Genomic DNA, 24,895 nt, shown 5'->3' on the forward strand with positions numbered 1-24,895 from the left:
TTCACCCCCTATTTTAGTTAAATACAGGTGTTTTTTTCCATTCTATTCTCTGGTATCATGATAGTCAAGAGAAACTGTTAGAATTCTGAACAGTTACTGTCAAGAAAAGGTAACAGTTCAAACTGGTCTGCGCATTTACTGCGCTGACCGTATGAAAAAATAGTGCCAGCTTTATCCAGCCCATCGCGAAGCGATTTTTAATGGCTGGATGCGTAACCGTTCAGCTTGTCTAACTGTTACAAGAAAAGAAAAACGGAGGTATTTTAAATGGAATGGTATGCAAAATGGATCAAACCACAGACGGAAACAGGTGATATCTGCCCCCTGTTCCAAAAATCTTTCTTCCTGACAAAACCGGTAAAAGCAGCAACACTTTATATAACAGCTCTCGGTACATACGAAGCGGAACTGAACAAGACCCGGGTAGGAGATTTTGTACTTGCCCCAGGGTGGACTTCTTATCAAAAACGGCTTCAGTATCAGGCTTATGACGTTACAGATCTGATAAAAGAAGACAATCAACTCTCCGTCACCGTAGGAAAAGGCTGGTACCGAAGTCCCATGCCGGGCTGGAGCAGATCATCGGTTCAGGAGGAGCTTAAAAAAAGCCCTGCGGGGCTTCTCGCCCAGTTGGAAATCACCTATGAGGACGGTTCCGTGGAATACATGGCAACGGATGAGACCTGGACGGTTACAGAGAGCCCTGTCCGCTTTTCAGAAATATACGACGGCGAGATTTATGATGCCTCCCTTGCATACGACTGTGCCCCCGGATGCAGCAGCACCCAGGGTTGTGGATGCGGCAGACCTGTATGTGAATTTGAAGGCCCGTCACATACCTTGATCCCCCAGCAGGGTGAGGAAGTGCGTGAGCAGGAAAGGCTTTCTCCCATTCGGATATTTACCACTCCAAAAGGAGAGACCGTGGTGGATTTCGGACAAGATATCACAGGTTATGTGGAGATCAACCTCACAGCAAAGGCCGGAGAAAAAGTGGCGCTCTCCCACGCAGAAGTTCTGGATAAAGAAGGATGTTTTTACACAGAGAATTACCGAAGTGCCAAAGCGCAGTATTTGTATATCTGCCGTGAGGGCCGGCAGTCTTATAAGCCAAAACTTACATTCTTTGGCTTCCGCTATGTACGGATCGACCAGTATCCGGGCGGCCCTTGTGCGGCAAAACCGGAAAACTTCACAGCTGTGGTGATACATTCCGCAATGCAGCGGACCGGATATTTTAACTGCTCCAATCCCCTTTTGAATCAGCTTTTTGACAATGTCATCTGGGGGCAGAAGGGAAATTTTGTGGACGTTCCCACAGACTGTCCCCAGAGGGATGAACGTCTTGGATGGACCGGCGATGCGCAGGTGTTCATCCGCACAGCCTGCATGAATTATGACGCAGAAAAATTTTATACAAAATGGCTCGCAGATATGGCAGCAGACCAGGGTGAGGACGGAAGAGTAGGCCATGTGATCCCCGACCTGCTTTCCGAAGAACCCGCCAGCTCTGCCTGGGGTGATGCGGCAGCCATCTGCCCCTGGGAACTCTATCTGGCATACGGAAACAAGGAATCGCTGGCCTCACAGTTTACCCTCATGAAGAAATGGATCTCCTACATTTCTTCCCATACCACAACAGAATATCTGTGGACCGGAGGCACGCACTACGGAGACTGGCTTGGTCTGGATGCACCTGCGGGAAGTTATAAAGGTTCCACCCGCGAGGATTTTATCGCCTCCGCATTTTATGCATATTCCACATGGCTGGTCATGGAAGCCGGAAAGGTGCTGGGAGAAGATATCGCAGAATATGAAACGCTTTACACTGAAATCGTATCTGCTTTCCGCACCGCCTTCCCGGAATACAAAACACAGACCGAGTGTATTCTGGCCGCCCACTTCGGCCTTGCCAAAGACTGCCAGGCAGCTGCGGATCAGCTTGCCGCCATGGTCAAAGAATGCGGGATCCAGCTCCAGACCGGTTTTGTAGGAACACCTTATATGCTGCATACTCTGAGCGAGTACGGCTATTCCGACCTGGCCTACAGCCTGCTACTGAAGGAAGACTACCCATCCTGGCTGTATCCCGTGACCAAAGGCGCCACTACGATCTGGGAACACTGGGACGGCATTATGCCTGACGGCAATTTCTGGAGCGCGGATATGAACTCTTTCAACCACTACGCTTACGGCTCTGTGGCTGACTGGATTTACAGTGTGGCCGGCGGGATCCAAAGGATTGCTGCATATCCGGGCTATGAAAAAGTCAAAATAGCCCCCACCCCGGACAAAAGGCTTGACTGGCTGTCTGTGTCCCTGGATACACGCCATGGAAAAATAGTTTCCGCCTGGAAAAAAGCGGGGGATGAGTGGCGCTATGAGATCACGACTCCGGTGGATGCGGTTGTGACGATCGCAGGGAAGGAACGGATGGTCGGCAAAGGGACCTATATATTCTATAGCGAAATAGAACAATCCTAAAAACGGATGAAATAAACTTTATCCATAACAATAAAGGCTGTGATTCCATGATCATACAAGGATGATAGGATCACAGCCTTATTTTATATGCTGCTTTCCTATACTTTGACTCATTGGCTTAATTTTCTGATCTTCTTTTCCTGCGCATCACCAATACCGCAATTTTCGGCAATGCTGCCAGCGCCAATTCTGCTGCACAAGGCGGCGAAAATACTAAATTCATACCACTTCCATATTTTTTCCATACTTTTTCTTGTTAATATTATCCCATAATAAAAATTTGTATATGAAAAGGAGGGAAGGCCCATGAACAGAATATCGTTAGCGGCCAAATACTTAACACGCAGAAAATCACGTGCATGTTTGATTCTGATCGTGTTTCTTGTGATAAATATAATGGCATTCATTATTATTTCCATTCGGGAATCTGCCAATGACGCTTTAGCGAAGCTGGATCAAAAGCCGCTGGACTATTTCTATCTTGAATCCCAATATGAGACAGACCCGAAAACCGTGATAGCCGAAGGAAGCAGCATCAGCTTTTTGTCCGTTCCTTATGTGATAACAGACGAAGTAATTGAAAAAATAAAGAGTATCCATGGAATAAAAGCATATGCATCCCATTATGCCTTTTTATCGGGAATGCTATCTGATAAAAACGGCAATAAGCTGGAATTGGCTGCTTACAATATCCCGGTGAGTAAAGATGACGCGGCTTCCATAAGGGGCGTATCTGATTCTGATCTATATTTAGGCTCAACAATAAAATTAACGGCAGGCAGACACATAACGCCCGATTCTAAGTGCGAAGCAATGGTAAATGTCCAATTCGCAAAGCAAAATGATCTGAATATAGGAGATAAACTGACAATTACAACGCAGGGCCATACATCCGGTATCGAGTTTACTCTGTCCGGCATATATGAAAATACGGATAACGTTGACGAAACTGAATTTTCTCCATCAGAATTACGCGAAAACTTCATTTATGTGGACTACGGCACGGCACATGCTCTGGACGATAGGAACCAAGGGATCATCAGCGTTAAATTTTTTGTTGACCAGCCGGATCAGTTGGCATCCATCTACGCGCAAGCACAAAAGCTGGATTTGGATTGGAACAAATATTATCTGTTTGATGAAGCGGATGCGTCTGTAATAGATGCGGATGCAGTCAAGGCCGTATCTAATCAGTTTTCAGTTTTGACTGCAGTGATCATTCTTGCAGGATTCCTGTTTATCACCTTTGTCCTAATGCTTCAAACAAAAATGCGGGCAAACGAAATAGGGATCTTACTTTCACTGGGTTTTACAAAAAGCCGAATCCTACTGCAGCACATTATTGAAGTCATGATTCCGGCAGGAATATCCATAGCCGCCGCATATTTTATAGGTGATCACTTAATATCCAGTGAGCGATTCAAGATAACTGTAACTCATATCCAAATGGTAACGACCTTGCAGATCATTGCTATAAATCTATGTTTGCTGATGGCATCCATATGGATATCCAGTGCCCGGCTTCTGCATACAACGCCAAAAGCCATTTTTGAAAAAAACAATTGAGGAAAATATCTATGAATTTTATCCAATGTGCAAGCCGATACGTTATGAGGAAAAAAACCTGGTGTACTCTTCTGATCCTGCTGCTGACCACCGTATTTACACTGATACTGACTGTTGTTTCTATTGCTGCCCATGCAAACACCGCCATTGAACAAATGGAAAATAATTTTAACAGGGAGTTTGTCATCAACGCGTATAACGCCCCCGGAGCACTGACTCTGGACAGAATAGCCGAGATTTCAGACAGGGATGACATCGCCGCTTACCGTTCCATCTCAAATGCTGTCCCTGTGGAATTTTCAAGCGATAACGGCACACCTCTGTCTGTGAAAACGGATGGCGATAGCTGCTTTGTCAGCCCCGGCTTTGAACATGCAGGCACGCTTGTCAGTAATGTGACGTCAGATTCCGACGATCTGTTTTCAGAGGAAACGCTGACGATCCTTTCAGGCAGGCATATTACGGAAAGCGATAAAGGCAAAATCTTAATACACAAAGAATTAGCAGATAAGAATGACCTCCACCTTGGCGATACCATACAGATGCATTTTTCACAGGTGATCACCCAGGACATGGAAAGTATGGGCTATGATACCAGCCATATGGATACCCATATGATACAAGGGGAAATCATAGGCATTTTTGGATCCCGTGACAACGAACAGAATACAGGACTGCATCTTTCGCACCAGCTATACGAAAATTACTGCTATATTGATTTGGAGACCTATTCTTCGGTATTCAATCCGAAATCACAACGCTTTTTCTGTCAAGCGGCTTTCAGCGTTGCTTCCTCTTCAGATTTAGCTGTTGTGACGAATGAGATCAAAAATCTGGAATGGCCTGCAGGGCAGCCGGCCGGTATTGCTTCTGATCTAGATTCTTTTGCCGGTATGATCGGGTCGCTTGCTTCTCTCTCAAACCTGCTTAAAATCATACTGATGGTTATTATCGTTGTATGTATCACCCTGTTATATTTCCTACTTTCCCATGGGGTAAAACAACGAAAGCGGGAAATCGGCATTATGATGAGTTTTGGCCTATCAAAGAGCCATATTTTGATGCAGCATATTGCCGAGGTTCTGATTGCTGCCGTAATAGCCATGGTAATTGCCCTCCCTATAAGCGGAGGAATCGTACACGGTACCGGAGAGCATATTGTTTCAGCAGCCGTTGATCAAAATGACGGATCAGAACTGTTGGCAACAGAGGAAACCCATGAAAGGCCACGGAAGACCCAAATTGAAAATAAAGGAGCTTCTGTTTCACCGGACGCGGCAGAGATCATTCTGCTATTTGGATTCTTGCTGATCCCCGTTTCAGTTATGACAGCGGAATTTTCCGTTTTACGAAAAGAACCAAAGGAAAACTTAAAATCCATAAGTTAGGAGGAGCATATAATGCTGGAATTACAGAATATCAAGTATTCATATCAACCGGGAACCACCATATTAAACGATCTAAACGCCACTTTCTGTCCGGGTCGTGTTTATGCCATAGTGGGTAGTTCCGGGTGCGGAAAGTCAACATTGCTTTCTATTATGGGAGGGCTGGATATGCCCGGTTCGGGGCGGGTGCTGTATAACGGAAAAACTCTGACAAAAAAAGAATTGTCTGAATATCGAAAAAAGGATGTATCTTTTATTTTTCAAAGCTACAACCTGATCGACTACCTGACAGCGGAAGAAAACCTAAAACTGGTATCTCCCCTCAGCGCCCTGCCTGTTTTAGAAAAAGTAGGCTTGAATCGTGAGATCGCCAAACGCAATGTCCTTAAGCTGTCGGGTGGGCAGCAGCAAAGAGTTGCCATAGCCCGCGCGTTAATCTCCGATTCTTCGCTGTTATTGGCGGACGAGCCCACAGGAAATCTTGACGATGAAAACGCCCGCGCGATTTTCGATCTACTCATACAATATGCGCATGGCCCGCTGCAAGGATGTGTCATTGTGGTTACGCATTCGCCCATACTTGCCCAAAAGGCTGATGTTGTACTGAAGCTGGAGGGCGGTTTACTTAGGGAAATGGTGTAACCGTATGCGTGCAGGGTCAGCAGGTTTGCCATATTATCGGTATTCTTGTATAATGATATTTGACACGGACAAAAATCAAAGGGCAAGGGGGTAAGTGGGTTGGATAAGAAAATTAAAATACTGATCGTTGAGGATGATGAAAGCATCCGTGATATATTGCTGGCATTTATACAGCAAAATGGATATCTCGTTATGTCCGCTGCCGATGGTATGGCCGGGTATGATCTATTTGTTCGGGAGGCACCCCAATTGGTAATCCTTGACATTATGATGCCCCGCATGAACGGATATGATCTGCTGAAAAAAATAAGGGAAATATCAGATACTCCTGTTATCCTGCTGACTGCTTTAGGCCGAGAACAGGAACAGGCCCGCGGATTTGACTTACTGGCGGACGATTATATTGTAAAACCCTTCTCGCATACGATTTTGATCAAACGGATAGAGGCGGTGTTGAGGCGAAACAGACCGGACACCCCGCCTGATATGATCAGGCATGGAGATGTACAATTACGGAGAAATAGCTGTGAAATACGATTCCGTGATGAACTGATCGACTTTACCCCCAAGGAATATGAATTGATCAAGTTCATGCTTGAAAATCAAGACCATGTGTTCACGCGAAACCATCTACTGGATATCCTATGGGGAGAGGAATATTATGGGAACGAGAAAATCATCGACAATCATATCAAAAACATCAGAAAAAAACTGGATTGCGAACTTATTCAAACCGTTTGGGGGATGGGTTACAAGATCAGCAGCAAAAATACAAAGTAACCTGGGACTGAAACTATTTCTACAATTATTCACCATACTGTTTTTGATGTGCACCGGGATCGTATTACTCCTGCAATTTTACTTACCCGTTCGTTATACGGAGAAAATTCAATATGAATTAGATTCGCAGGCGATGAAATTTGTAGAGTTATTGGAAAGCAAGACATTGACGGAAACCGAAATGCAGGATCATATCCTTACGTTTTGTTTGCAGAACGGAACAGCGGCGGAATTGTTTGATAAAAACAAAAACAGCCTTTACAAAGTGGATCTCTCCCAAAGCATATTGGCGGAAAACCCGGTGTACAGCAGGGTATTGACTGCTTCCTTTATAAGCGGTGATGAAAATTATACGCTGGACATAACCATTTCCCATAATAAAGGATCAGAGGTTACAGAAGTCATAAAGGAAATGTACCCTTTGATTTTAATCATAGCTTTTATCCTTTCTGCTGTGATAGCGGTCATCTATTCAAAGCATATTGCCAAACCAATCATAGAAATAAGTAATATTGCCCGGCGAATGGAAAAGCTTGATATGACATGGAAGTGCAAGATTGACAGGACGGATGAAATTGGCTTGCTGGCTTGCAGCCTAAATAACATGGCAATACAGCTGGACAAAACGCTGAAAGAACTGGATGGCGCAAATATGAAGCTGAGATCAGATATGGAAAAAGAAAGGATGCAGGCCAAGCAGCGTTCTGACTTTTTTATGTCTATTTCACATGAGTTGAAAACACCCCTTACCATTCTGAAAGGCGAGACGGAAGGTATGCTGCAGAATCTGACGCCTTTCGACAACAGAGATAAATATCTTTTGCATTCCATGCAAGTCATAGAAACAATGGAAAAAATGATCAAAGATATTTTAGCTGCTGCGCGAACGCAGATGATCAATGATAATGGGGTCATGCGATCTGCTGACATTGGAAAAATAGTTGTGGATATCATTCAAAATCAAGATGAATTGGCAAGATCAAAAAACATCCAAATCCATATGGCACTGGAAAAAAATCTGTTTGTTATCCTCGAACAAGAGTTGTTCAGCAAGGCGCTTGCCAATGTGATCAATAATGCTATCACACATTCTTCGGAGGATTCTTCTATTTATATCACAACCAAACGATCGGGAACCGAATGCATTTTGACTGTAAAAAATGTAAACAGTACCATACCGGACGATGAAATCCAGCATGTGTTTGAACCTTTCTACAAAGTTGACAAATCACGTACAGGGAACGGAACCGGCTTAGGACTGTATATTGTAAAATCGTTCTTGGAATATCACGGATTCCGGTTTGGTATTGCGAATCAGGAAAACAGCGTGATATTTACCATCGTCATGCCGTTATGCTATGACGGACCTGACCTAATGGGTGCGGATAAAAAGCAGCAGTAGCTTTCATATAGGCTATTGCTGCTTTTCCGTACACGATCATAAACTTTCCTTCACCATCACATGGATCTCCGAATACAAATGTTTCCTGTAAGGATTCCTGTCATAGATAAGCTTGTCCAGCAGGACCTCCATGCTTCTTTTCCCCTGGTCATTCAAACCGCTGCCCAGGGTCAGGGTCACCACATCTTCTCTCATAAGCTCCAGGATCTCCGGGTAATCCTCGTAGCAGATAAGGCGCACACCGCTGCGGCCGCTGGCCTTCAGTTCCTCACCTGCTGCCCGGACACATCCGCAGGTGATCAATATACCGTCTATGTTCCTTTCCTCCTGCAGGATCCTCCGCATCTCCCGCCGCATAATCGCCGGGTCCTCTTTCGTTGTGACGCTGGGGAGCATCTGAATTTTGGGATACGCCTCTGTGATGACTGTGCGGAACCCGCCCTCCCGGGTACCAAAGGGGAAGGATTGATGCTCGTCCCCATCGCTGGTTATGACTACGGTCTTACCTTTTCCATTCAGAAATTCTCCCATAAATCTTGCTGCCACTTTTCCCGCTTTGTAGCCATCCTGTCCGATAAAGCAAAAACGCTTGCTGCCTTTGATATCTGAGTTGACCGTTACCACAGGAATTCGCTCCTCTGTGCAGCGGTCAATCGCTCCCACGATCTCATGCGCGTTGATGGGGCTTAAAATGATACCGTCCACTTTCTCCTCACGGTATTTGTCCAGCAGATCTGCCTGCTTCTGCACATCGGAATAAGCAATCACCTGGAATTCCAACTCTATCTGAAAGGAATTATATTCCTTCAGTTTCTCCTCTATTCCTTCCCTGATGTAAGGAAGCGCATCCACCTTTAAGAGCAGCACCGCAATACGCAGCTCCCTGTTCTGCATTTTCAACGCTTTTCCTATAGGGTTTGCCTCATAATTGCATTCATCTATAATCTCCTGTACCTTTTTGCGCACATCATCACTCACGCCTGGCCTTTTATGAAGTACCTTATCAACCGTAGAACGATGTACTCCCGCCATCTCTGCTATCTGTTTAATTGTCACTCCCACTTTATCAACCCCTTTCCTGTCTGATTCCAGGAGCGTGCAGACTGTGGGGATAAATTTCAAACACACTCTGGAGAGAGAACGAACTCTTAGGCTAAGTATACCTCATTATCGGGGCGATGAAAAGAGAAAATTGGCATGTCACAGGCTCGTTATCTGAGACATGTTACTGTACACTCCGTGTCCAGTAACACGCTCCGCGATGCACAGATATGGAGCATTCTGTTCCATATCGCGCTGGCTGCCTCAGGATTTTCATGCTTTCGGCATGAAAACGCCTCCCGGGGCCTGTGTACAGTAACTGAGACATACCATTTTATTGCTGCTTCTTTTTCTTCCTAATTTATTTTTCTGCCTTTTTCTTCAAATCAATCTGCGCTTCTCTTTCCAGAAGTTCTTTCATGACAGTGGGATATTCTTTATCCAGGTGATAGAACAAGAGCAATACTATCATGATCACACCCAGAATCGTCACACCATAAATAAACAGGTTCGATATGGTATTCAGCGCCTGTGCTGACTGGGTTCCCAGATCACCGTTATATTGGTTTGCCTCCATAATAAAACCAATCAGTGCGGAACCGATACCCTGGCCGAATTTCTGCCCGGATGTGGCTGCGGACTGGATGGCACCGGCTGTACGAAGACCGGTCTTCCACTGTCCGTATTCTATGGCATCTGCGATCATCGTAAAGATCATTCCCAGAATCGGCGTCATGCCAATGCCACGGAGCAGACCGCCGAAAGTAACAACCGCAATACTGGTGGGATCTACCAAAAGAACCAGAGAACCGGCGATAATAAAGATCGCTCCGATAATGCACCAGTTTCTTTTACTTGTCAGGTGCATGACCTTTCCCAAAAGCAGAGTTGCCACTATAGTAATATCGAAACAGGCTGTATTTACATTTCCGATAATTTTTGTATCCCCTACGATCCATTTACAGTAGTAGGTGGCCATAGTTCCTGCGAAGGTCTGGTACATAGCGAAAAATACAAAGAACAGAAACAACATGATAAAGTATTTATTTTTAAACAGGGCAGGCAAAGCTTTTTTCAGCGGGATCTGTTCACCGCCCATCTCGTCTTTTACTACCACTCTCTCACGGACTGTGGCAAAACAGAACAGCATCAGGGCTGCTGCGCCCACTGCGTAGACTGCTGTCAGGATGATCCAGTTTCTCTGGGAATCCATGCCGCCGCCTGGCATCATATCCAGAATCCTTGTAAAGAGAAGTGTAACAAGAATATTTCCGATAGGGCTCATTGCCATACGGATAATATTGATCTTTGCTCTCTCATTCTGGTCACGTGTCATATAAGTCATGGTTGTGGCAAACGGAAGCTGGAACAGGGTGTATACCACTGTCAGCATCAGGTTATATGTAATGAAAATGTAGATAGCCTGCGCCATAGCTCCAATCTGAGGCACAGTTATCAGAAGCACTGCTGCAATGGCATATGGAACGGACATGCGCAGCATCCAGACGCGGGCGCGTCCATACTTGGAACGTGTCCTGTCAATGATAAATCCGGCTGCTATGTCCGATACTCCGTTGAATACCTGGGAGATAGCAATGATCATACCGATTACGGCTGCAGAAACATGGGCTACGTCTGTATAGAACATGACGAGAAGGCTTGTTGCAATGGTAAATACAATATTTGTGGAGATTTCACCACAGCCATACGCAAATTTTTCAAATCCTGTTACCCTGTCTTTCTGTACCAGTTTGTTAAATCCGTTGAGATTCATCCGGGCACCTCTTTCCTTATTTACTTATCGTCTGATTCAAAGCGTCAATGGAAGTGTTCAGGCCAGCCTCCACACTCATGGTCAGATCTTCCATTTCCAGGGAAACATATCCATCATATCCCATCATGTGGCATACCGAGAAGAATTCTTTCCACCACTGCAGATCTTTGCCGCATCCCACTGCCACATAGTTCCATGTTCTGTTTTCACAGTCTGTTACCGGTTTTGACTCCGGAAGCCCGTTCACATCGCACAAGCCCCTCTCAATACGGGCATCCTTGCCGTGAATGTGATACAGTGCACCTTTTAATGCTCTTGCCGCTGCAATGGGGTCTGCGCCCATGACCATAAGATGGGAGGGGTCCAGATTCATTCCGATCATAGGGTCCACTGCATTTCGCAGTTTCCAGAGGGTTTCCGGATTGTATACAAGCTGACAAGGGAATTCTTCAATGGCAATCTGCTCCACACCGTTTTCCTTACAGTGCACCACAAATTTTTTCCACCAGGGGATTGCCACATCCTCCCACTGGTATCTCACTGTCTCCACCATGTAATCCGGCCATGAAACTGTGGAAGTGATCCAGTTTGGAGTTTTGTCATCCGGTCCGCCTGCAGGAAGTCCTGACATCATGACCAGTTTCTTCACACCCAGCCTGCCAGCCAGTACCGCAGTATCGTAGATTGTCTTTGTGTGAAGTTCTCCCATATCACTGGGGCACAGGGGATTACCGGAACAGTTCAGTGCTGCAATTTCCATACCTCTGTTATCAATCTCCGCTTTATATGCTTTTAATTTTCCTTCATCTGCCAAAAGTTCCTGTGTGGGGACATGCTTACAGCCGCCCCAGCCTCCTGCTGTCATTTCCACTGCATCTATACCTAATGATTTTACCTTATCCAGCATAACAGTAAAAGATAAATCGCCTAAAACATCTGTACAAAGGGATAATTTCATGATCTATACCTCTCTCTTTCTTATTTTCCTAAAAGTTCTTTCTCTATCCGCTCTCTGGCCTCCGGTGCCTGTTTGTCCATTTTCTCCGGGAACCCGAACATGGAAACACAGGCTATATTATCGCCGCCTGCTTTCGGCGCATTTTCTTTCCGCTGTTTATCTGCAAAATCCATATGACGCAGGGTCTCAAAAATACCTTCAAAATCCACATCCCCTTCCCCCATTGCCAGGTGCTGGTGAATGGTCACATCTGCTTTGCCCCGGCCGTTCAGCCACGGGGGATTGGCAATGTAACGGCAGTCCAGAGTCTGATTAAAGGTATCCGCAAACAGTACGTGGGTCAGCTCGTCACCTGCATATCTTAACATAGAACGCACATCTCCCTTGCCCTCGTCATAGAAAAAGCCGTGAGGGGAGGAGTACACATACCCAAGATTCTTTGAGCGGAAGGATTTTACCAGGTCGCAGGTCTCGTTATTCAGCTCACAGAAATCATAAGGATGGGATTGGATCTCCACACGGATGCCTTCCCTTTCTATAACAGGAAGAAGTTCTTCCATGGATCTGAACCACATGCCATTACAGATTTCCTGCTGGTTAGGGTCTCCGGACAACTCCGTATTGATGACTGTTACCCCCATATCCACTGCGATCTCTATCATGCGTTTCCAGTTGGCAACCGCAAACCGCCTCTGCTCCTCTGTGGGGCCTGACCAACGGTACACAACGATAAAAGATGAGATCTCCACCCCGGTCTCCCTCAGGGCTTTTCTGTATTCCTTCTCACATTCCTCTGAGAATAAGGGGTGTTTATAAAAGGGGTTGATCCTCGGATGGGGGGATTGTTCAATGTATTTGTATCCCCAGTCAGCTACCTGATGGACCATGTGGTTGATGTCCATCTGTTTTGCCAGAACATCCACATCAAATGCTATTTTCATGGTATGTATCCTCCTTACTAAATTAAGAGCTCGTGCTCTTTTTTAGGTATTAAAATTCTTCTCTTTGATTGTATGAAATCTGTTTCTATCAATGAAGTGAATGCGTGGACCGTTATCATTTATTCCCGCCAGCAACGGTCCAAAGCTGTGTATGCCTGTGCTTGGCTACTGCCGCAAGGGTCAAAGCGTCCGGTAACCTGTTGCAGGCTCTTGAATCACAGTTTGTAAAACTCCGGCATTTCATCAAAGATGATCTCCACAACTTTTTTCTCATCACGGGCTTTGGATGCTGCTTTTGCTGTCACCTGTCCTACATATCCGTCCCAGGCTGTGGGGCCGTCCACTCTGCCTGCTTTTGTGGCGTCGATCCATTCCTGGATTTCCGTATTATAAGCGTCTACAAATCTGGTGGACCAGTCACTGTGGATGGCGTGACCTCTTGTGGCATTAGCACATACTTCAATGTTGGATGGCTCAGGCAGGTTCAGAATGGCATCCTCGCATACCACCTCACACTTAATATCATAGCAGTGTCCTGTGTTCACAAAGGCTTCCACATCAATGCGAACACCTGATTTTGTTGTCAGGATCATGATCTGAGGGTCCATAAGGTTCGCATGGGTCCTGCGGGTGTTCTTAGCAAATACCACCTCTGCGGTTGCATAGTCCTCATTCAGCAGCCAGCGCAGGACATCTATTTCATGGATCATGGAATTTTCAACTGCCATAGGTGTGTCGTAGCTCTCGTCCACTGCCGGATTTCTGTGTGCGCAGTGCAGCATCAGGGGTTCCCCGTAGGTACGGTTCTCAATTGCAGCTTTCAACTGACGGTATCCTGTATCATATCTCCTCATAAACCCAACCTGCACTAGCTGCTTCCCTCCTGCGGCTTCCGCTTCCACGATCCTCTTGCAGGCTTCTGCCTCAGGTGCCAGTGGTTTCTCACAGAATACATATTTTCCTGCTTTGATGGCTGCCATTACATACTGCTCATGATATGGGTCAATAGTGGTGACAATCACTGCATCAATGTCGTCTGATGCTATCATCTCTTCTCCGTCGGCATAGAATTTGCAGCCGTATTTTTCCGCTACGGATTTTCCGAAATCCACATTCACGTCTGCGCAGGCTACAACTTTAGCCCCCTGCAGTTTGTTGTTGATCCTCTCAATATGTGTTCTTCCGATTGCTCCTGTACCTACAACGCCAACTTTTAAATCTTTACCAGCCATATCTTATCTCCTTTTCTTCATTCCTGAATGTTTTGTTTTTTGCCTTCAAGAGCTCGTGCTCGTAACTCTGTAAAAAAGATTGCGGCTCTCACCGCAGGTTTCTCATCTTTTCTGATATTGTTTCATTTTTTTCTGTTGTCCTTGTTACGAGCTCGTGCTCTTTTCAATGACTTAATAGTACAACTTTCTTTCTACTATGTCTATTGACATAATTACCCAATATTAAAATGGCTTTTTATGCATTTTTCACAATTCCCCCCTTCCCCTTATATTTCAAACCAGTGACCCATCCGGTCAAAAACTGTCCGGTCCGGGCTATATTTCATCAGCCTGTAAAACGAAAGCGGGAAACCGAGTCATTGTTTGACTGAGGATAACAACACAGCAAATGATAAAACGCATGCTTGACATATCTTATTCAATATGCAACAATAGTTATGTAACATAAGTTACCTATCGTACCCCTGACAGGAAGGAAAAAGGAAATCTATATGCCGCCTAAAGCAAAAATAACCAAAGAAATGATTTTGAATATTGTCCTGACTATTACAAGAGAAACAGGATTTCATACTGTAAATGCAAGAAGTATTGCAAACAAATTACAATGTTCTACCCGCCCAATCTTTACTTGTTATGAAAACATGGAGGAATTGAAAAGCGAATTTCTTCCCTTTGCGTATGAATACTACCTGCAGTATGTGGATGAATACAGCAATTCTGAAAATATCAGTCCCTATTTGCTCCTTCCCCTCTCTTACATTGCATTTGCGCAGGAAGAAACACATTTATTTAAGCTGCTGTTTGTAAACGATATGGATTTGAACATGGCTGAGACAACGGATTTTTACAAAGAACCGGACAATGAAAAAAGGGCCAGATCATTCTCAGATGCTGTTGGAATAGGATTAGAACGAGCAAAGGTAATATTTTTAGACTTGTTCTTTTATACTCATGGGATAGCGGTCTTAACAGCCACTAAAAAAATAGCATTAGACAGAAACAGTATTGAAAAAATGGTGACAAATATATTATCTGCTTTTATAAAACAGGAAAAACCGGATTGGAATTTGACCGATTAATATTTTCCATTGACAGAAAGGGGACATTATGAATACAAACCAATATTTAATTGATTTTTACAATACTTACAACGAAGACAGCAGGCTGACCTTAAAGCACGGCTCAGTTGAATTCCTTACTACTATGCATTATATTGCCAGATATATGAAACCCGGGGACCGTGTGCTTGAAATCGGTACCGGAACCGGCCGGTATTCCCACGCGCTGGCCCGTCAGGGATATACGGTAGATGCGGTAGAGCTGGTGGAACATAATATAACCGTTTTCCGCCAAAACACGCAGTCAAACGAAAATATAACCATCACCCAGGGGAACGCTTTGGATCTATCTGCCTTCCCGGATCAAAAATATGACATTACCCTTTTATTAGGTCCCCTGTACCATCTCTATCATACGGAAGATAAAAAACAGGCGCTGCGCGAGGCGATTCGTGTAACAAAACAGGGAGGCATAATTTTTGCCGCCTACGTCATATCCGATGGCTGTCTCATGGACGAAGGATTTCATCGGGGCAATATCAGTGTCTCCGAATATATAGAAAAAGGCCTGCTTGACGCCCGGACATTTGCCGCCAATTCCAATCCAGAGAATGTTTTTGAACTTGTCCGAAAGGAAGACATTGATGATCTGATGTCTGCATTTCCCGTAACCCGGCTCCATTACGCGGCAACAGACGGCTGCGCCTTATTTATGCGCGAAGCAATCGACAAGATGGACCAAGATACCTTTGAACTGTTCTTGAAATACCACTTTGCCACTTGTGAGCGGGAAGATTTATTGGGTATTACAAGCCACGCTATTGACATATTCAGAAAATGAGCATCCCAGAGACAAAAATTCTTCCGGCCAAACAAAAGCTAAATGTGAGGATCCAGGCTGCTTATGTATTAAGTAAAAGCAGCCCGCCAAGGCACAGCATGATCCCGCATATCTGTTTAAAAGTTATCAGTTCCTTATAAAAGATCACACCCACAATGATCAAAATAACCGCAAGCCCAATATTGGCCACCAGGGAGCCAACACTGACCTTCCATCCGGCTCTGTATATGGCAATATAACCAAATTCCAGCGCAACCACAGATGCGCCCAGGACTACGGAGGCCCAATTCAGTTTTCTTAATTCAGTAAGATATGCTTTTTCGGATGATGTAAATAAAAACATCACAATGGACAGGAACGCCCCTACCAAATAAGTCACGGAAAGTGAGACAAATGCATTTGCCTCTGCCGGGGTTGATTTTGCACAGATATTATAGACCGTATTTGAGCCAATCACCAAAAGGATCGGCCAGATGTAATTCCACATACTTTTCCTCCTTATAAACAAAAAAAGCCGCAAACTAAATGACCTTAGTTTGCGGTAGGTGTCCACCCAATTTTTATTTTACGTCATATACTTATATCCGTCAATGCCTTATATTCTGAACCAAAAATCCGTATTTTTGCCTTTACTGCCTCTGCCACTGCCTCCACCTGACAGGGGATCATATCTGTCAGACAGGTTTTGCCTTCCCTGATAGCATGTTCTGCCGCTTTGCCTGCAGCCTCATTGATGTCAGTAAAAATATTCACTTTGCTGATCCCGCAGGCGATGGATCTTCTGAAATCTTCTTCTGAAAGCCCGGAACCTCCGTGGAGTACCAGGGGAACATGCACCATTTCTGCTATTCTCTTTATCCTGTCAAAATCCAGTTTCGGTTTGAATTTATAAGCACCGTGAGCGGTTCCCACAGCGATAGCCAGGGCATCTGCCTGTGTTTTTTCTGCAAACTCTTTTGCCTGCGCGGGGTCTGTGTAATATGATTCCGGTACATCTGCACCATTATGGGCAGTCTGTTCCTCATTGTCTCCCACATGTCCCAATTCTGCCTCCACCGTTGCCCCGAAACAATGTGCGATCCTCACCAGCTCACGGACTTTTCTCACATTTTCTTCGTAACTGTCCGTGGAACAGTCATACATAATAGAGGTAAATCCCAGCTTCAGCGCCTCCATACATTTTTCAAAAGTAAGACCATGGTCATAGTGGACCACCACAGGAACGGATGCTTTTTTTGCCATGGGAACAAGCAGTCCCGCCAAATCCTCCAGAGGTCCGCAGGGAAGTAAAATCTCCGCTGTTCCGATAATGACCGGGGATTTAAGTTCTTCCGCTGCTTTTAACACACCTCTGGCAAGTTCCAGATTCACGGTGTTAAACAGACCAACACCGTAGCCGTTTTTTCTGGCAGGCAGCAGCACATCATTTAGGTTTACTAACATTTTTTACACCCCTTCTCTCTTTTTCCATCCGTTTTTAATTTTCTCATCCAGTTCCTCCAGGGGGCGGATGCCGCTCAGCGCGTCATATGCTTCCACACAGGACGCCCCCTCAGCGGCAGCCAGGCGGACACACATTTCAAAAGGATACCCTCTCAGCATGGCTGTCAGAAATGCGGCGATGGTAGTGTCGCCTGCTCCTGTTCCTGACAATACTTTCCCGGGCCGGTAACTGGCCTCAAATCCTTCCCTGTCTGACCATTCTTCTGCGGAAATCCCCAATTTTGCTTCCAGGTCCCCCAGCCCATGTCCTTCTGCCGTCCTGTAATATAAACCGGGTGCCCCGCATTTCAGCAAAAGGACCTTTGCCCCAAACTCCATACACCGCTCTGCCAAAGGCCGGATATCTTTCTGTACATCCAGAATAAATGAAATGTCTTCATCCCCTGCCCTGCGCTTCCAGTCCTCATATCTTCTTCTGTCCAGCATGAAACAGAGTTCTTCTATACTTGGTACAAAGAAATCCACATAAGGGAGCACACTTCTTAAGATTCCCTCCCAGTCAGCCTTTCCTGCCGTAGAGTCTCCATCCACAAAAGCCAGGTCAAGGGAGGTTGCTGTTCCTTGGGACTTCATATATTTCATCATACGCACCAGTTCACTTCCGGTATTTTCGTACATTTTCTTCATCAGGGGCGGATAGCCAAAATGAAACAGGTCCGCGCCGTAAAGCTTCTCTTTCGGCAAATCCTCAAAACAGAAGGTGTCATTACATCCGGAATCATGAAGAAATATCCTGTCTATCCCCGGAACCGCAAGCACCACGGAATAAGATGTATTCTGCCCCTCCTGAATAATGATCCCGGAATCTACACCCCGGGCAGCATAGATATCGGAAAGGATCTTACCGAATTTATCATTTCCGGTCTTTGTCATGAGGCAGACATCAACTCCCAGCATTTTCATAGCCAGCCCCGTGTTGGAGACCGCTCCGCCCGCATGAATATCTACACCTTCCATCTGTATCAGCCTTCCCGGCGAGAGAATTTCCCCCAGTTTTGATACCTGCTGCCCCTGCGGAAAGAGGGGCGTTATATCCAGGCAGGAATGTCCCGCTACGATCACCTTTTTTTCCATATGATCACCTGTCTTCCTTTATTTCTTACCGTCTTCAGAACACGGAAAAATCTTGCTCTGTTTTCCTTTCAGTTTAGCCGATTTCCAGTGAAACTGCATTTCCATATTTGTGATAACCGGGCGATAATCTTGCGTTTTGTCCTTTGTTTGTCTAAAAGCTGAAAATGCCTCTATATTGTAAAGTTTTTCTTGTAATTGGTACGATTTATTTGTTTATATTTAATGATTATTTTGTTATTATACAGATAATTTTGAGATTGTTCTTGTCTGATCTATCCAATGATATTAGAATAGAGTTAGAAAATCAAAAGAAAGCAGTGACAGAAATGGAAAAAGAATTTGAACTGGTTGCCCACCCGCAGATACATGCGTTCCGTGCCCTATTGGTACGCCTCTTTTCCCGTGCTCCCCATACTCACAGGGAGATGGAAATAGGGCTTGTTCTTGACGGAAATCCGCAGCTCACCGTCAATGGAACTATACGGAACCTGCAAAGCGGTGACATATATCTGTTGAATCCCATGGAGCTGCATGAAATACATGGACAGAGCGGCGGTGCGCTGATACTGGCCATACAAATGTCACGGCAGCTTGTCACCTCTTATTTCCAGCACGACGAGAATACCTGCTTCATTGAAAACAGTGTCCGTTCCTTTTTCTCTCAGCATGAGACCCGTTATGAGATCATGAAGGGTCTGCTGATCGAGCTTGCATATAATTATTTCGGACAATTTGCCAACTATGAGTATAAATGCATGAGTCTTTTGAACATGATCCTATATGCGCTTCACACTTATGTTCCCAAGAAGACATACACAGATGCGGAGATCACCACTCGCAGGCACAGACAGGAGCGCATGAGCCGTATCACGGATCATATAGAAAAAAATTTCAGACAGAAACTATTGCTGAGGGATATTGCTGCCCATGAAAATCTGTCTCTCACCTATCTCTCACACCTGTTTCGCGACGAACTGGACCTGTCTTTTCAGGAATATCTGAACCTGAAACGGTTTGAATACGCCTGCCGTCTTCTGCAGCATACAGATAAGAAAGTGCTTACCATCAGCATTGAAAGCGGGTTTTCGGATGTGAGGTACCTGAACCAGCTATGCCAGAAGTATTATGGCTGCCCGGCCTCCGAACTGCGCGGAAAAACGAGGCTGCCGGCCGCTGCGGACAAACAGGTCTCCTCCAATACACAGAATATTTTCACGCCCGGAGACAGTATACTGCTTCTGCATACACTGCGTGAAAACTATCAGGATAAATACAGCAGTTACACTATATGGGAATTTTACCGGTGAGTTTCCGGTATGCCCCGGGAAAAGTCGGAATATACATAATCATATCCTTCACAAAGCAGAGCAAAGGAGACAGCTATGTGCACTGCATTATATATACAATCACCTCAGAAAGACGCTTTTTTCGGGCGAACCATGGATTTTTCTTATCCACTCAGCCCGGAAATGTATTTCATACCGAAGGGCTATACATGGAACAATCTTATGAAAACCCACAAAATCCACAATCAGTACCGTATCATGGGCATTGGACAGAATATTTCACCTGTGATCTTGGCAGATGGGGTCAATGAAAAAGGATTTGCTGCGGCAGCGCTGTATTTTCCGGGATATGCGCAATACGATCCTATTGTTTCGCAAGATGCTCCCCGTATCTCAATTGCAGCTCTCGAACTGGTGAATCTTTTGCTTGGTCAGTGTGATTCCGTATCTGGAGCTGCCTCCATGCTACGGATGATCCGGATTGTGGGGTTAAAAGATTCCGTTACAGATTCTGTTGCCCCGCTTCACTGGATTCTTGCTGATAAAAGCGGTAAATGCATGGTAGTAGAAAAGACTGCAGACGGACTGCATCTGTATAACAATCCAATCGGTGTCTTTGCCAACAGCCCTGACTTCCAGTGGCATATGACAAATCTGCGGAATTATATGAATGTCACACCGCCCCAGAAACAAAATGCTGAGTGGAATGATGTAAAACTAACCCCTTTTGGCCAGGGTACCGGCACCTTTGGTCTTCCCGGAGATTACACACCTCCGTCCAGATTTGTCAGAACTGCCTTCCAAAAAAGCCATGCCATGCTCCCTGACAAAAAGGAAGAGGCTTTGCTTACCTGTTTTCATTTAATGGAGAGTGTCAGCATTCCCAAGGGAGTTGTTATGACAGACAAAGGAACGGCGGATTTTACGCAATATACGGCTTTCATTGACCTCTCGGAAACCCGGTATTATTTCAGAACTTATGATAACAGCCAGATTGCCGCAGTTAAATTGCCTGCGCAATGTGATTGTACTTCAAAGATACTTTCTCTGGGAAAATTGGCAAGACCACTTATCTTTGACAGTTTGAAGAATACAGCTAACTAGCAAAGCAAATTCTGACTGTCATTTCTTTATCCGCAGCAAACCTACCGTCACAGCCTCCCATATAAAGTACAACACATGCGATTCAGACATTCTATCACCACACCTCAGTTTTTCTATAGCGTATCTGAAGATTAAATTCCGCAAGATGTGCGGTACCATTTATAGGAGACTTTCCCCGAAAGAAGGCGGTGTCAAAATATGCCTCAAAATGGGCCGGCAGTTTGCGGAACTTCATTTTCAGACCCATTTTATTCTAAACTATTGAAATTAACATATTCTCTCCAAACTGCCCTTTCGTTCATCAGTCTATATTTTTTATCGTTTATATCAAAAAATTGGCCGGGTGAAATAGAAATATCAGTACCATCTTTTAATTTTATATCATAGTGGGACGAAGCACCATCTGAAATGCTGTTACTCGTAGTGGGCAATAATTTCGTCTTATTCAGTAAAGCAACAAATCTCCTGATCTCCTCTTCATTAAACTCATGTTCCGAGGTATTATCGGGCGGAGCTCCGCCTGTATAGCTGTACAGATATATACTTTCGACCTCATCTGCCTGAATACTATGGACCACTCTTTCACCTCTTTTGAGAAGTCCAAAATATATAGCTGCAGCTATCCCGGCTAAAATAATAATAATGTATAGATTTGATTTATTCCTTTTTATGAACCCCTTTTTAATCAAAGTATCCCCCTCATCTTTACTTTCACCCTTATTTTAATTCAATTATACACTATATTCACTGTACCGGGTCAAAGAATTATTACTGCAGATGAACTTACAGGGGATTTGCCACACTATTCACATATCTGCTATTCTGCAAAGTGTTTTCATGGAGGATACATTAAAATCCCCATGGCTGCCAGCGCGATATGGAACAGATGCTCCATATCTGTGCATGGCAACGTGTGTTGCACAGAGAGAAGGAAACAATAACGTTCTGCCGACTGATATAAACGGCCGGATCTTTTACTCCATAACGATCACCGTCTGATTCTTACACCTACTACTGCGGGGGAATTCTAAGCTTTTGCCCATATGCTCCAAACAGATATGGTACTCAAAATCTGCCTGCAGTTCATCTGCAGAGATTTCCAGGATATAGACCCACCTCGCCAGTTTTTCAAAGGTTTTTTCTTTATATTTCCCTTCCCCCAGTTTCCTGAAATATATCGCAGGGGCATTTTCACTTCCTCCCAATACGATCACTTTAAGCTTTAAACTTTCCCCTCTTTTTAAAGAGGTCCTTACTGTGGGAACTACTAATTTTGAAGCGGCTTCCAGTACATTTTCTTTCAGCTTTGGCAGCTTAACATACCAGTTCCCCAGTTTGCTTTGACAGTCTTTTAATATAGGGACCACTGATCTTTGCTGGATATTTGCCAGAACGCCCATATCCCCATATGTCTGCAGTGCCATCAAAAGGTGGAAGTCCAATGCCTCTATGGTTTTTATTATATTTCTATATACATCCAGTGCTGCATCCTGCGCTCCCACTTTATACTGCTTTTCAAAACTGCCCCAGAGACATCCTAATTCCGCAGTTTTTTTCATTGCCTGAAACGTATGGTTCCAATAGTCGAACCGCTCCTTTTCCCCTTCTCCACTTATATATTTTCCCAACTGCTCAAACTGCTCCGTAAACTTGTACTGGCTCTGCATCTCCTCCCAAGGTATATCATTTTGGTATATATTCCCTGGCCCGTCTTCCCATCGGCTGGGTCTTGGCAAATGTCCATCCATTTCTGTTAAAATACGTGCTGCCTCACTTCCTGCCCTGTCACCAAACTCAATGGCGGAAAAGCGTTCATAAAAATCACGCACCGGCGCATAACGGCCATTTTCCTTATGCAGCGGTAAATCCGCCTCATAGTCCTTCCACGCCTCCCCTCCGCAGTTGATCTTTCTGGAAAAATCGTTTCCTGAAAGTTGATTGTTTTTTGTGGCGCCTAATATTTCTATGGCTGTAAGCGCCGGGCTCCCCTCCTTGGTAAAAAACGTAATCCTAAGACTGGTATCCTGCTCCACTTCCATTCCCGGTACCAGGATCCTGGTGTGCTCTTCATTTATTTCCAGATCCCTCAATGTGAGATGATTGACCTTTATATCCAATTTTGCCGTATCCGGCCGGAAATCCAATTGAACCGTGTAATTACCTGCCGGAATCTTCAGTTGATATCCTGACATACCTTTTCTGGCTGTCGCAGAAAGATTCCCGCCATCCGGATATCGTACCGCATAGGATTCCTTCCCGATATACCCCTCCAGGCTGATCTCCCCATCCAGTTCTTTACCCCACGGCTGCTCCCAGGCAGACTCCATGAGAGCCTTGGCATTGGGCGCTATATTTCTTGTCCTCCAATGGATCCCCAGCAGTCCGCTGCAATGATACCTTTTTGCGTCAAAGGCATCTCTTCTCATTCTTCCTGCCCATAACTGAGGGGAGATCATTGCCGGGTCGTCTTCCATCCACGGGATCGCCCAGGCCGGTCTTCCCTTCAGGTCCTGAAACTTGGGTTCAATGGGGTCAAACCCCACATTCCTGTTAATGCAGGAAAACGGCATGGATTTTGGCAGATAATTGTCAAAAGCAGCCCTGTCCTCCCGGGGACCCAGCGTCCAGCCGCAGACAGCCAGTTCAAAGGGAGCCTCTGTCCTCTCTTTTGCCCTCAGCGCACAGGCAAAATCCCGGATTGTCTTATGGGTATCCTCCTTTGTGTTTCCAAGCCACGTCCAGTCCTCCGGTGTCCACATCCAATAATAATCCAACGGATGCAGCCTTTTGATCCTCTCAAAAATCCCCTCATACAACGCCTCCACGGTATCCTCATCCGCTTCCCCGGCTATGGCCAAATGATGCCTGGCTGTCTCTGGAATGGTAAGTGGTGCTTCTGTTCCGATACAGGTTTTGACGCCAATCTCTTTTGCATAGGAAAAAGTATCCTGTAAAAGCTGTCCGTAAGCATGAAACATTTGGTTGTATTTATCCGCAGGTACCGTATTTTCATGAAGTTCCGTGCTGTATATATCCTCCTCGTATCCCTTCATATAGTCCGCACCGTAGCTGTCCGTCTCAAATACATTGCCGGTTCCGCAGGGATAATCCCCTGTCTCCATGGGATGGTATCCCCAACTGTTTCCGTTTGTTTTAAAATGCTGTACAGGATAACTGGCTTTTACAGTCCCATCCTCCCTGCAGTCCTCTTTTTTTCCAATCCACACCAAAGGTTCTGCTGTCATTGCTTTTGGGGCATCCTGATTCTCAGGGTATGTATGCAGCGCGAAAAAATTGGCCCTCATTTTTGCTAATTGTGTTAATACAGCGTAATAGTCATCTTTGTTCCACCAATCCGGCCCCTCCGGAAAATCGTGGAAGGGAAGGATGCCCCTCTCACGGAACAGAGGTGTTTCACGGATATCCGGCTCTGTTCCCCAAATATCTTTCCTGCACTTTTTATCGGGGATCACATCTCCGTGCAGGTAAAAGCCAATCCCCTGTAATTCCAGGAAACGATATACCGCATAAAGTACAGATATCCCGGTATTTCCTGTAAATATTTTCACACCCTTCTCCCTGCCGTACAACAGGTATCCCTCTTCGCCAAGGCCAGTATGATCCAGCACGGATATATACTTTTCTAAAAGACCATGCCCTTTCACCGCCAGGATCATACAATTTCCCTCTTCCGGAATACTGCTTACGATCTCCGGCAGCTCTTCCCCCAGAACATAGAGGTAACGCCTCAGCTCCTTTGCCGCCAGAAGGACTGCATGGTCCCCCTGCTCTGCCACTATATAGTTTTTCATACCTATTAT

Annotated in this window: 21 protein-coding genes; 10 read left to right on the plus strand and 11 right to left on the minus strand. The window is 45.2% G+C overall.

Features of this window, described 5'->3' with window-relative positions:
• Positions 1-267 precede the first annotated feature (267 nt).
• Positions 268-2,484 (plus strand): alpha-L-rhamnosidase, encoded by a 2,217-nt coding sequence (locus CI595_RS04045; protein ID WP_095171958.1) that lies wholly within the window; start codon positions 268-270, stop codon positions 2,482-2,484.
• Between the two features lie 110 nt (positions 2,485-2,594).
• Here the strand turns inward: CI595_RS04045 and CI595_RS26240 are convergent, their stop codons facing one another.
• A complete protein-coding gene (locus CI595_RS26240; RefSeq protein ID WP_162291799.1) occupies positions 2,595-2,903 on the minus strand; it encodes a hypothetical protein in 309 nt (102 codons plus the stop codon).
• Between the two features lie 94 nt (positions 2,904-2,997).
• Between CI595_RS26240 and CI595_RS04055 the strand changes: the two genes are divergently transcribed.
• The 5 genes from CI595_RS04055 to CI595_RS04075 all read left to right on the plus strand — a co-directional run bounded on the left by CI595_RS04055 (position 2,998) and on the right by CI595_RS04075 (position 8,262).
• Positions 2,998-4,050, plus strand: coding sequence for an ABC transporter permease (locus CI595_RS04055; RefSeq protein ID WP_162291800.1), 1,053 nt, complete (start codon positions 2,998-3,000; stop codon positions 4,048-4,050).
• Positions 4,051-4,061: 11 nt separating this feature from the next.
• A complete protein-coding gene (locus tag CI595_RS04060) occupies positions 4,062-5,438 on the plus strand; it encodes an ABC transporter permease (RefSeq protein WP_095171965.1) in 1,377 nt (458 codons plus the stop codon).
• A gap of 12 nt (positions 5,439-5,450) precedes the next feature.
• Positions 5,451-6,080, plus strand: coding sequence for an ABC transporter ATP-binding protein (locus CI595_RS04065; RefSeq protein ID WP_095171967.1), 630 nt, complete (start codon positions 5,451-5,453; stop codon positions 6,078-6,080).
• Between the two features lie 99 nt (positions 6,081-6,179).
• Entirely contained in the window at positions 6,180-6,860 is a 681-nt protein-coding gene (locus tag CI595_RS04070; RefSeq protein ID WP_095171969.1) for a response regulator transcription factor, read from the plus strand.
• 133 nt (positions 6,861-6,993) lie between these two features.
• Positions 6,994-8,262, plus strand: coding sequence for a sensor histidine kinase (locus CI595_RS04075; RefSeq protein WP_162291801.1), 1,269 nt, complete (start codon positions 6,994-6,996; stop codon positions 8,260-8,262).
• Positions 8,263-8,298: 36 nt separating this feature from the next.
• On the opposite strand, the gene CI595_RS04080 is transcribed toward CI595_RS04075, so the two are convergent.
• The 5 genes from CI595_RS04080 to CI595_RS04105 form a co-directional block, all read right to left on the minus strand.
• Complete coding sequence (locus CI595_RS04080) at positions 8,299-9,324, minus strand: LacI family DNA-binding transcriptional regulator (protein WP_147737690.1); 1,026 nt, start codon at positions 9,322-9,324, stop codon at positions 8,299-8,301.
• Positions 9,325-9,664: 340 nt separating this feature from the next.
• Complete coding sequence (locus CI595_RS04090) at positions 9,665-11,077, minus strand: MFS transporter (RefSeq protein WP_095171979.1); 1,413 nt, start codon at positions 11,075-11,077, stop codon at positions 9,665-9,667.
• 16 nt (positions 11,078-11,093) lie between these two features.
• The gene (locus CI595_RS04095) at positions 11,094-12,035 is read right to left on the minus strand and encodes a sugar phosphate isomerase/epimerase family protein (protein ID WP_095171982.1); all 942 of its coding nucleotides are present in this window, start codon (positions 12,033-12,035) and stop codon (positions 11,094-11,096) included.
• Between the two features lie 20 nt (positions 12,036-12,055).
• A complete protein-coding gene (locus tag CI595_RS04100; RefSeq protein ID WP_095171984.1) occupies positions 12,056-12,976 on the minus strand; it encodes a sugar phosphate isomerase/epimerase family protein in 921 nt (306 codons plus the stop codon).
• 215 nt (positions 12,977-13,191) lie between these two features.
• Entirely contained in the window at positions 13,192-14,208 is a 1,017-nt protein-coding gene (locus CI595_RS04105; RefSeq protein ID WP_095171986.1) for a Gfo/Idh/MocA family protein, read from the minus strand.
• Positions 14,209-14,699: 491 nt separating this feature from the next.
• On the opposite strand from CI595_RS04105, the gene CI595_RS04110 reads away from it, so the two are divergent.
• Both CI595_RS04110 and CI595_RS04115 read left to right on the plus strand, forming a co-directional pair.
• Positions 14,700-15,287 carry a TetR/AcrR family transcriptional regulator gene (locus tag CI595_RS04110; protein ID WP_095171988.1) on the plus strand — a complete coding sequence of 196 codons (588 nt, stop codon included), beginning with the start codon at positions 14,700-14,702 and terminating at the stop codon, positions 15,285-15,287.
• A gap of 28 nt (positions 15,288-15,315) precedes the next feature.
• Positions 15,316-16,107, plus strand: a complete 792-nt coding sequence (locus tag CI595_RS04115) for a class I SAM-dependent methyltransferase (protein WP_095171990.1) — start codon at positions 15,316-15,318, stop codon at positions 16,105-16,107.
• A 61-nt stretch (positions 16,108-16,168) separates the two neighbouring features.
• Here CI595_RS04115 and CI595_RS04120 read toward each other — a convergent pair whose 3' ends face one another.
• The 3 genes from CI595_RS04120 to CI595_RS04130 all read right to left on the minus strand — a co-directional run bounded on the left by CI595_RS04120 (position 16,169) and on the right by CI595_RS04130 (position 18,684).
• Positions 16,169-16,594 (minus strand): EamA family transporter, encoded by a 426-nt coding sequence (locus CI595_RS04120; protein WP_095171992.1) that lies wholly within the window; start codon positions 16,592-16,594, stop codon positions 16,169-16,171.
• An 83-nt stretch (positions 16,595-16,677) separates the two neighbouring features.
• Positions 16,678-17,550 (minus strand): class II fructose-bisphosphate aldolase, encoded by an 873-nt coding sequence (locus tag CI595_RS04125; protein ID WP_095171994.1) that lies wholly within the window; start codon positions 17,548-17,550, stop codon positions 16,678-16,680.
• Between the two features lie 3 nt (positions 17,551-17,553).
• Positions 17,554-18,684 (minus strand): carbohydrate kinase family protein, encoded by a 1,131-nt coding sequence (locus tag CI595_RS04130; RefSeq protein ID WP_095171996.1) that lies wholly within the window; start codon positions 18,682-18,684, stop codon positions 17,554-17,556.
• Between the two features lie 326 nt (positions 18,685-19,010).
• On the opposite strand from CI595_RS04130, the gene CI595_RS04135 reads away from it, so the two are divergent.
• The gene (locus CI595_RS04135; RefSeq protein ID WP_162291802.1) at positions 19,011-19,991 is read left to right on the plus strand and encodes an AraC family transcriptional regulator; all 981 of its coding nucleotides are present in this window, start codon (positions 19,011-19,013) and stop codon (positions 19,989-19,991) included.
• Between the two features lie 75 nt (positions 19,992-20,066).
• The gene (locus CI595_RS04140) at positions 20,067-21,074 is read left to right on the plus strand and encodes a choloylglycine hydrolase family protein (protein ID WP_095171999.1); all 1,008 of its coding nucleotides are present in this window, start codon (positions 20,067-20,069) and stop codon (positions 21,072-21,074) included.
• 248 nt (positions 21,075-21,322) lie between these two features.
• Here the strand turns inward: CI595_RS04140 and CI595_RS04145 are convergent, their stop codons facing one another.
• Both CI595_RS04145 and CI595_RS04150 read right to left on the minus strand, forming a co-directional pair.
• On the minus strand, positions 21,323-21,763 hold the full coding sequence (locus CI595_RS04145; protein ID WP_095172000.1) for a hypothetical protein: 441 nt from the start codon (positions 21,761-21,763) through the stop codon (positions 21,323-21,325).
• 285 nt (positions 21,764-22,048) lie between these two features.
• Positions 22,049-24,886 carry a hypothetical protein gene (locus tag CI595_RS04150; RefSeq protein ID WP_095172002.1) on the minus strand — a complete coding sequence of 946 codons (2,838 nt, stop codon included), beginning with the start codon at positions 24,884-24,886 and terminating at the stop codon, positions 22,049-22,051.
• Between the last annotated feature and the right edge of the window lie 9 nt (positions 24,887-24,895).

Origin of the sequence: Blautia hominis (genome assembly GCA_002270465.1) — a bacterium.
Lineage (GTDB): Bacteria > Bacillota > Clostridia > Lachnospirales > Lachnospiraceae > Blautia > Blautia hominis.